Annotated in this window: 8 protein-coding genes; 3 read left to right on the forward strand and 5 right to left on the reverse strand. The window is 66.3% G+C overall.

Annotated elements, in window-relative coordinates; all coding sequences use genetic code 11:
* Positions 1 to 203 precede the first annotated feature (203 nt).
* Positions 204 to 752 (forward strand): IS5 family transposase, encoded by a 549-nt coding sequence (locus AB0472_RS41745; protein WP_366364604.1) that lies wholly within the window; start codon positions 204 to 206, stop codon positions 750 to 752.
* 36 nt (positions 753 to 788) lie between these two features.
* Here AB0472_RS41745 and AB0472_RS41750 read toward each other — a convergent pair whose 3' ends face one another.
* The 5 genes from AB0472_RS41750 to AB0472_RS41770 form a co-directional block, all read right to left on the reverse strand.
* The gene (locus tag AB0472_RS41750) at positions 789 to 1,166 is read right to left on the reverse strand and encodes a VOC family protein (protein ID WP_054228305.1); all 378 of its coding nucleotides are present in this window, start codon (positions 1,164 to 1,166) and stop codon (positions 789 to 791) included.
* Positions 1,167 to 1,381: 215 nt separating this feature from the next.
* Complete coding sequence (locus AB0472_RS41755) at positions 1,382 to 2,494, reverse strand: GlxA family transcriptional regulator (protein ID WP_366364596.1); 1,113 nt, start codon at positions 2,492 to 2,494, stop codon at positions 1,382 to 1,384.
* A gap of 354 nt (positions 2,495 to 2,848) precedes the next feature.
* Complete coding sequence (locus tag AB0472_RS41760) at positions 2,849 to 3,427, reverse strand: carbonic anhydrase (protein ID WP_366364597.1); 579 nt, start codon at positions 3,425 to 3,427, stop codon at positions 2,849 to 2,851.
* 283 nt (positions 3,428 to 3,710) lie between these two features.
* The gene (locus AB0472_RS41765) at positions 3,711 to 4,334 is read right to left on the reverse strand and encodes an HD domain-containing protein (protein WP_366364598.1); all 624 of its coding nucleotides are present in this window, start codon (positions 4,332 to 4,334) and stop codon (positions 3,711 to 3,713) included.
* Between the two features lie 819 nt (positions 4,335 to 5,153).
* Positions 5,154 to 5,753, reverse strand: coding sequence for a TetR/AcrR family transcriptional regulator (locus tag AB0472_RS41770; protein WP_366364599.1), 600 nt, complete (start codon positions 5,751 to 5,753; stop codon positions 5,154 to 5,156).
* A gap of 393 nt (positions 5,754 to 6,146) precedes the next feature.
* Here AB0472_RS41770 and AB0472_RS41775 point away from each other — a divergent pair, with 393 nt between their 5' ends.
* Both AB0472_RS41775 and AB0472_RS41780 read left to right on the forward strand, forming a co-directional pair.
* Entirely contained in the window at positions 6,147 to 7,709 is a 1,563-nt protein-coding gene (locus tag AB0472_RS41775; RefSeq protein ID WP_366364600.1) for an MFS transporter, read from the forward strand.
* A 452-nt stretch (positions 7,710 to 8,161) separates the two neighbouring features.
* On the forward strand, positions 8,162 to 8,539 hold the full coding sequence (locus AB0472_RS41780) for a nuclear transport factor 2 family protein (protein WP_366364601.1): 378 nt from the start codon (positions 8,162 to 8,164) through the stop codon (positions 8,537 to 8,539).
* Positions 8,540 to 8,625 lie beyond the last annotated feature (86 nt).

Here is an 8,625-nt window from a genome sequence, read left to right on the forward strand (position 1 = left end):
TTCAACAGGAAGGCCTGCGAGTGCGAGCCCACCGAGGAGTGGCATCACGCGCTGGACTGGATGAAGCGCAACTCGCTGCCGGTACTTCGCAGAGAACCCCTCAAGGGGCTCCGGTGGCAAGCGCCGGCAGTCGATGAGGAGGCCGGAGCACCCACGAACCCGCCGCCTGCGGCACCGGGTTCCTCAAAGGGGGCGCCTCGAAGATCAGTTCACCCGCGCGCGTACGTGAACCTGCGACTCCTATGGGAGGAGGCGGTGCGCCAGGGGAGGCCCTCGGCCGCTCCCGCGGCGGACTGACCACCAAGATTCAGGTCGCTGCGGAGGGCCGCTGCCGCCCCTTGTCCCTGCTCATCACGCCCGGGCAGCGGGCGGACTGCACCCAGTTCCAGCCGGTCATGGACAAAATCCGCGTTTCCCGCGCGGGGCTCGGCCGCCCCCGCCGCACCCCGGACAGCGTGGGCGCCGACAGGGCATACAGCAACCGGAAGATCCGCACCTACCTCCGCAAGCGCGGTATCCGGCACGTGATCCCGGAGAAGAAGGACCACAAGGCCACCCGCCTGCGTCGGGGTTCCCGTGGCGGGCGGCCTCCGGGATTCGACAAAGCAAGGTACAAAGATCGCAACACGGTGGAACGAGCCGTCGGAAAGCTCAAGCAGTTCAGAGCCGTGGCCAACCGGTATGACAAGCGCGGGTACGTCTACCTCGGCACCGTGACTGCCGCCGCCCTCCTCATCTGGCTCCGCTCATGATCGTGCGCCGGCGCGACCGCAGCCGGTTCCCTGTCTTCAGTGCCGCACCAGGCAGAATGGATGCCCTGCCGGATCGGCATAGACGCGCCAGCTCCGTTCCCCTGAACCCTCGTCCAGCAGCCTCGCCCCCGAGGCCAGCACCTGTTCCTGGGCTTGGTCCAGGTCCGCGACACCGAAGTCAAGATGGAACTGCTGAGGCCGGGTCGAGTCGGGCCACTGCGGCGGCATGTAGTCAGCTACCTGCTGGAAGGCCAGGACGAGTCCGGACGGCGTGTGCAAGGTCGCCCAGCCGTCACCCAGGGCCCATCGCCGATCCTCCTGATTGACAGCCCCACCGAGCAACGCCTGGTAGAACTCAGCGAGTTCCGTCGGCTCGGAGCAGTCCAGCACCACACACTGCACGTCAGCGATCACGGGCTGATCCTAAGCGCCGGCCGAGAGCCCCGACCATCGAATCCAAGATCGCAGCGACAGGCCCGAGTAGGAGGGCAGGCCGTTGAGACGGTGTCACTTCGAACGGCGTAGCAACTTCGGTCATGTCCGGTGCCACACTCAGGCGCGTTCACGGACAGGCAGCGTGACGTTCGGACGGCAGGACTGCTCCCTTTCGGCAAGCTGCCGTGGGTGTGTCATTTCCGCTCTGAGTCATATCCGCAGGAGGCTGAAGCCGTGCCCGCCGGACCCTCGGCCAGGTCGAGAAGCTCGTCCTGGTGGGGCAGCCCGAACCGGTTGCGGTAGTCCTGCGGGGATACGCCCAGGGCCTTGACGAACGCGCGTCGCATACGTTCGTCGTCACCGAAACCTGTCCGCCTGGCAACGACCCGCACGGGTTCTCGGGTGGCCTCAAGAAGACGCCTGGCTGCTTCGAGGCGGAGTTTCTCGACGGCTCGTGCCGGGCTGTCGCCGGTTTCGCGCAGGTAGACGCGAGCGAAGTTGCGAGGGCTCATGTGGGCGGCGTCGGCGAGTGCCGGTACAGACAGGTCTCCGTCCAAGTTTGCTCGGATCCAGTCGTGGAGGTCATCGAACAAGCCTCGTACGTCCTGGATCTGCTGTCGCAGTTCGATGCTGAACTGGGACTGCCCGCCGGGCCTCTTCAAGAAGAGCACCATCGCGCGCGCGACGTTGAGGGCCATCTCGCGGCCGAGGTCGCTTTCGATCATCGCCAGTACCATGTCGATTCCCGCGGACACTCCGGCTGACGTCCAGATCCGGCCTGAGGTGACGAAGATGGCGTCGGGGTCCACGCTGACTGCAGGATGCTCGTGCTCGAGTTGGTGGCAGAAGGCCCAGTGTGTGGTCGCCCTCCGGCCGTCGAGCACTCCGAGGTCGGCCAGGATGAACGCCCCGGTGCAGATGGATCCGAGCCTTCTCGGCTGGTCGACGTATTCGGCCAGGCAGGAACGCAGGGACGCCGTAGCGGCCGGCGGCAGTCGGAAGTCACCGCCCGACACCAACAGGGTGTCGACTCCCCGGAGGGCGACGTTGTCCAGCCGCGCGGTCTCCAGCCGTACACCGGTGTCGGTGGTGACGGCTCCGCCGTCCTCCGAAGCGAGGATGACGTCGTAGGCGGGACGGCCGTCCAGGAAATTCGCCTCACTGAAGGCCTGCAGCGGGCCGGCGACGTCCATGAGCTTGGCGCCGTCGTAGGCGACCACGACAACCTTCCTGGTGTCGCCGGTGCCGACCATGGCTGTTTCTGAGGGCATAGCGAATTTTACGCCAAAGGCTCTGGTGACGTCCACAACAGCGACCTCCCTCGCAGCATGATCGAGAAACGGATCCGGTGGCGTCCTGCCCGAGGAGGTAGACCCGAGCGGAGGACGCGCCTGCCCGCACTCTGCAACGATCGGCGCGAGCCGCTCCGGCGGGGCAACGGCTGCCAGAGCGGCGGCGGAGAAGCTCTTCTGCGGGACTGGCTCCGCCGGTGGTGCAAGGCATCTCCCGGGCGGGCATGCGGGGTCCGAGCTGCCCTTCGGCAGGGAGGGCTGATCGCATACCCCCGGGAGTCCTTGCGCCCGCCGGCTGAAGCCGGTGACGATCACCGTCGGCGAGGAAGAACTACACCGTGGCGTTTCGTCGTCGACGCCGGCTCGGGATTACGCGGGTACGTCCCGAGCGACCTCGACGAGCTCCCCGGTGTTCATCTCGTAGAAAAACCCGAAGAGCCTCGTCGCCTTCGGCACTGCGGGGTGGCTGCGGAGCAGTGCGAGGTCGTGCTTGATCGACTCGTCGAAATGCGGAATGGACAGGCTCTCCTTGGTGAAGACGTCCGAGATGTCCACGCCGTGCTCGTCGCGGTAGCGGTTGAGGAGCTGGTCCGGCTTGAACGCGGTCGCACCGCAGAACGAGTGGTGCACCACCGCGACGGTCTTGAAGCGGAACAGGTAGTCCATCGTCGCGACCGCCTGCAGCGCGTCGACGGCGCGCCCACCTGCGTTGGTGAGGGGGAACAGCGTGCGCGTGTGGCCGACCCGGTTGCCCTCTTCGTCGAGGATGTTCTCACCCGGGAAGACCTCGTCGCCGAAGTGCTTGGCGACGGCTTCGGGGATCTCCGTCGCTCGCGGGTCGAAGCAGTGGATGACCATGGTCTTCATCGGGATCGCTTCGTTGAATCCCTGGAAATTCTCCTGGTCGAACCACGGCTGGTTGCGGAACTCATAAGGGGTGAAGTCCATTTTTTCCTCGCTTGATGATTGTTGATTGGGCTCGACCGGGCGTCGCGTCCGATGCACTTGGGATCGGCCCTGACGGTGACGGAACTGGCGCTCGCCCGGACGTAATTGGGCGGCAGCCGATGCCGGCGGCCGCGGTCGTTCGGCCCGCGATCAGGTGGCCGCTGTCGCTGCCATCGGGTCATCTGCCGGCGGGCTGTGAGATCCAGCGGTAAGAGGGGTCATCTGCCCTGCCGCGGCATCGATGCCTCAAGGCGCAGGCGGTGCGCGGCAGTTCGGAGGCGCCCTATTCGTCGAACGGGGCCCAGTCCAAGACGACCGGGGCGTCGACGATCTGGATCGGTGATCGGTTGTGAGCCACTCGCGTGCAGATGTGCACCCAGTGGTCGTACGGCTGCTTGGTGTCGACCTCGCGGTTCAGCATTTCGTTGAAGGCGCGCTTGAACTGCAGCCGGGGATAGCGCCGAAGCACCTCGGCCACGTCCGCCGGGTCCAGGCCGGCGTCCTGGACGCCGGAGACGTCGTAGCTCAGTCCGAGCTGCATGAGGCGGCTGGTGTCGCCCCGGAACGGGTTGACGTCCCACGTGTGCAGAGCGATGTTGTCCCAGACAAGCTGGGCCCGCTCGGCCGACACGCCATTTGCCTCGAGGAACGACCGAGCCACGCCGGCACCTTCGACCTCGAAGCGATGGGGGCCCGGAGCCTCTTCCGTCAGGCCGAGATCATGCAGCACTGCCGAGAGGAACATCAATTCGCTGTCAACCTTCGTGCCCTCCTGCTGCGCGAAGAGTTCGGCGAACCAGTAGCACCGCATGACGTGGTTGAAGAGTGTGTCGCTGGAGACCCGGCGAGCAAGCTCCTCGGCCTGTCGCGCGATGGCGCTGTCCGGCGCGGTGATGTCGGCGATCACGGTGATGCCTTTCCCTTGTGAGTGGCTCCGATTCGACGCTAGGGGCCAGCCGGGTTGGCTGCAATGACAGATATACCTCGAATCCTGCCACCCGCTGATTGCATCCGGATCTTGCTGATGCGTGAGGGTGCGGGGCGTCGTCGCCCGCCCCTCGAAGGCCGCCGATGCCCCGCCTGAGCTGCACAATCTCCAGCCGGCGCTGAGGGACGTGTCAGCTTTCCCTGCCAGGCGCCTCGGAGCCCGGCGGCTTGGCTACGCCGAATGGCTCGCCTCGACCGCATCACATCGGCGCTACGGCAGCGTCCACCCGTGCCGTCACCTTCCGCGCCCGACCGGCTTGCTCCCGGGATGCTTCTCACTCTGATCGTTTCGGGGCATGGTGCGGGTGGCGCCGCAGGACTTGCCCTGCGGCACAGCGGGTTGCGCACGGAGATGTGCCGTGTGGCCGTCCTTCGTTCCGGATCGGCGCGCCCTCGGCGCCGGCCGGGGCCGACGTGCACCGTCCGGCAAGGCGGGAGGCCACCCCGCTGGGCTGCGTGGCGCACGTGTCACGACCTCCGCCAGCTGCCGGTCCGCCGGCCGGGGCATCGACGAGCTGTACTTGCGTGATCCGTTCTGCCGTGCGTCGGCGAAAGAACACCTGCCGCCTCCGACGCCGGGCGAGCGAACCACTGCCACTGGCGCGGGGCGACGCCCGCGGGTCGGCCCGGGGATACGAAGTCCCTCCGAGAGCCGACCCCACCGCGGGGGCGGTGTGACGGTTCTGGAGGAACTGCTCAGCCTCCGGCGGAAGATGCAGAAAGGTTCCGACCGTGAATATCAGCTCGGCTGCGTCAACGGCAGGGCCGCGAACGCGTGTGCGGCGACGCGTTCCAGGGCGCTCAGCTCGAGCCCGGCCCTGGCCATCACTTCCATTCCGCGGTTGACGGCCATCAGCAGCTGGCTGATTTCAGAAGCGTCGGCTGTCGGGTCGAGGTCCCCGTTGCGTTGTGCGGCCATGACGCATTCGGACAGTGAACGGCTGATGGTCGAGATCGCCTGGCGGACACGCGCGTCGGCAGCCGCATTGCCGTCGACGCCCTCGACGGCGAACCCGGTGACCATGCAGCCGAGCTGTTCGGGGTCTTCGTGGACCACTCGTGCCGACCGCAGGAGGTACGCGTGGAGCCGCTCCAGCGCCGTCGCGTCGGGTCCGTCGAGTACGGCCGCCCACTCGGCCTCGTTGCGTTCGCAGTAGTCCGCGAGTGACTGCGAGTACAGCTTGCCCTTGTCGCCGAAGGCGGCGTAGAGGCTTCCGCGACCCAGTCCTGACACCTTTGCGATCTCATCCATGCTCGTGCCTGCATACCCGGTCCGGCGGAACTGCCGCGCAACGAGCTGTATGACCTTGTTCTTGTCGAATCCCGGTGGACGCCCCATGGGGGCAGCCTACAGGCCGCGCGGCCGTTGTTGACATATCGTTCCAGAAGTCCGTACGTTTCGTGCTGCACGATCCACAGCCCACCCGCCGGCGGCCGGAGACCCCGCCGCGGTCATAGATCGACGGCAGTCATGCCTTGGCAGCACGGATGTTCGGCCGAGGGAGGGTCGAGGGTGACCGCGGTGGCCGAGACCACCGCGGGCAGCCCAGTCCACTGCGAATCCGCTGCAGCTCGTTCAGCCGGCGCGACGGCATCTCGGGTACCGCATTCGGCACCGTTTCAGGTGGTGTCGTCTTCGGCGTCCACCGTCACGAACGGCTGGCTCACGGCGAGGCTGATGACCGGGGCGGGTGGGGGCTTCTTTCGCGTTCCAGAGTGAGGAGACAGTCGCGTGACGACTTCCGACCGGGTGGATTTTCCGCCCGTTGCAGTACCGAGGCCCGGCAGAGCCCGATGGCTCAGCCTTCTGGTGGTCTGTCTCGGCGTCATGATGGCTTTCCTGGACGTCACTTCGACTATCTCGGCCCTGGGCGCCATTCAGGCAGACCTGGAGATCAGCTCAAGCACCTTGGTGTGGATCACCAGCGCATACAGCCTCGCTGTCGTGAGCTTTGTGATGTCGGCAGGCACCCTGGGCGACCTCGTCGGGCGCCGGCGTATGTTCAGTCTCGGCGCAACGGTGTTCCTCGCGGGCAGCGTACTGGCCATCTTCGCCAGCAGCGCAGGGCTGTTGATCGCAGCACAGGCGATCGCGGGTCTGGGAGGCGCCGCGGTCCTGCCGACGAGCCTGGCCATTGTCAGCAACACTTTCAACGACCCGCACGAGCGGACGGCCGCGATCGGCATCTGGGCCGCGTGCTCCGGCATCGGACTGGCCGTGGGGCCCGTGCTCGCGGGAGCCCTCCTGGAGCACTTCTCCTGGCACGCCGTCTACCTCGCCAACATCGTCATCGCTGCCGCAGCCCTACTGCTCGTCCCGGTCTTCGTCACCGAGTCGAAGCACCCGACGCGCCGGCTCGACGTGGCTGGTCTGGCGCTGGGCACCGTGATGACGGCATCAGCCACCTACGCCATCATCCAGGGCGGTGCCACGGGGTACGGCCAAGCGCCGATCATCCTCATGTACGTTGTCTTCGCGATCTCCTTCCTCGCATTCGTACGCGTGGAGCTTCGCCACCCCGATCCGATGCTCGACCTGCGACTTTTCAAGAACGCCTCCTTCTCGGCGGTCATGGGCGTCGCCACCATCAGCGTGTTCGGGCTTGTCGGAGTCGCCCTGCTGAGCGTGCTCTACATGCAGCGGGTCGGCCAGATCAGCCCGCTGGGCGTAGGCGTACGGCTCCTGCCTCTGTTCCTGACCTTCCTCGTCGTCACGGTGATCTCAGCACGCGTGCTGGTGCACAAGGTGGGCTACACGGTCCTGCTGACGGGAGGCCTGGTTCTGATGGCCGCGGGATCCTTCGCACTGCTGCGCACCGACTTCTCCGGTGGCTACGGGCCGGTATGGCCCGGACTGTTGGTCGCGGGAGCAGGCGCGGGGCTGCTGACCGCTCCTTCGACGGCCGCTGCTGTCAACAGCGTGCCGCCGGCGCAGGAGGGGATGGCCGCGTCCGCCGTCAACATGGCACGTCAGTTGGGGACGGTGCTGGGGCCGAGCGTCCTCGGAACCCTGGTGACCAGCCGTTTCCCGGGAAACTTCCGCGATCGTCTGCTTGACGCAGGAGTCCCGTCCGGGCAGTCGGACAAGATTGTGGACGGCGTCTCCCACGGTACCGGCGGGGCAGGGGCTCCGGCCCCCATGGCGGAGGTGATCACCAAGGCGGCGCATGCGGCGTTCACCGACGCCGTGCACCTTGGGAACGTCATCGGAGGAGTTGTCCTCCTCGTCGTGGCGGTGCCGACAGCGTTGTTCGTACGCCACAAGGCGAACTACGAATCATCGGCCGAGGTATAGCCGTTCGCACGTGCAGGCATCCGGTTGCGGCAACCGTGGTGTGCCCGGGCGCCCGCCGGACGCGGGTTCAGGGAGAGACGGGGAGGTCCAGGCGGTGTGTCTGCCTGGACCTCAGGGTCGCATAGCTGGCCTGATCACGACGAGTGCTGGTCACACGGCCCTGCCAGGCCGGCACCTGTGGCAGGAAAGTTGTGCACGTTGGCAGATGCGGTTGTGGCCCGCCGCTGCTACGTGAGCCAGTGTGGAATGGGTCTTCTCGTCAGTACACGAGAGGGCGAGAGCCACTTGACCGAATACTCAGTCGCCTCTCGCCTTGTGCGGACGGCCATGACCTGGATTCACGCGGATCACCTTCCCCCCTGTAGTCCCGGGGCCAGGTCATCCTTGGACACATGGGCGGACATTGAACTCGATGCACGGTTCTGTCTGTCTCTAGGCAAGGAGCCAATCAGTTGACTGCCTCTACCCACAATGCAGGAACTCCGGAAGAACTGAACACGCTTAACATGCAGGCCTTTCAGCGGCGGGACTTGGACGCCCTCGTGTCGCTCTATCACCCCGAGGCTCGGTTGCAGCCCTCACCGGGAACTGTTGTGGTTGGAGAAGACGCAATCCGAGAGGGCCTCAAGGAAGTCATCGACTCCGGAACCGAAGTAGACCTCGAGCTGCAACACATCCAGCAGGTTGGTGATGTGGCGACGCTGTGGAACGTTCTCACACTCACGGCACCGGACGGGACGGTGACGCGGCAGGAGACCACTGAGGTGGTCCAGCGCCAGATCGATGGACGATGGCAGTACCTGATCGACGTGATCGGTCAGGCTTACTGAGAAGTCGCTCCTGTGTCGAGGTCGCCGTCCTGCCGCCCTTCACCGACCTGCGTTCCGTGCAGACCCTGGTCGACGGCGACAAGCTC

The organism is Streptomyces sp. NPDC086777, from assembly GCF_040702065.1.
Lineage (GTDB): Bacteria > Actinomycetota > Actinomycetes > Streptomycetales > Streptomycetaceae > Streptomyces.

Excerpts from the sequence above, each read along its gene's own strand:
- AB0472_RS41770 (WP_366364599.1), bottom strand. The coding sequence starts at position 5,753 with ATGGGGCGTCCACCGGGATTCGACAAGAACAAGGTCATACAGCTCGTT.
- AB0472_RS41760 (WP_366364597.1), bottom strand. The coding sequence starts at position 3,427 with ATGGACTTCACCCCTTATGAGTTCCGCAACCAGCCGTGGTTCGACCAG.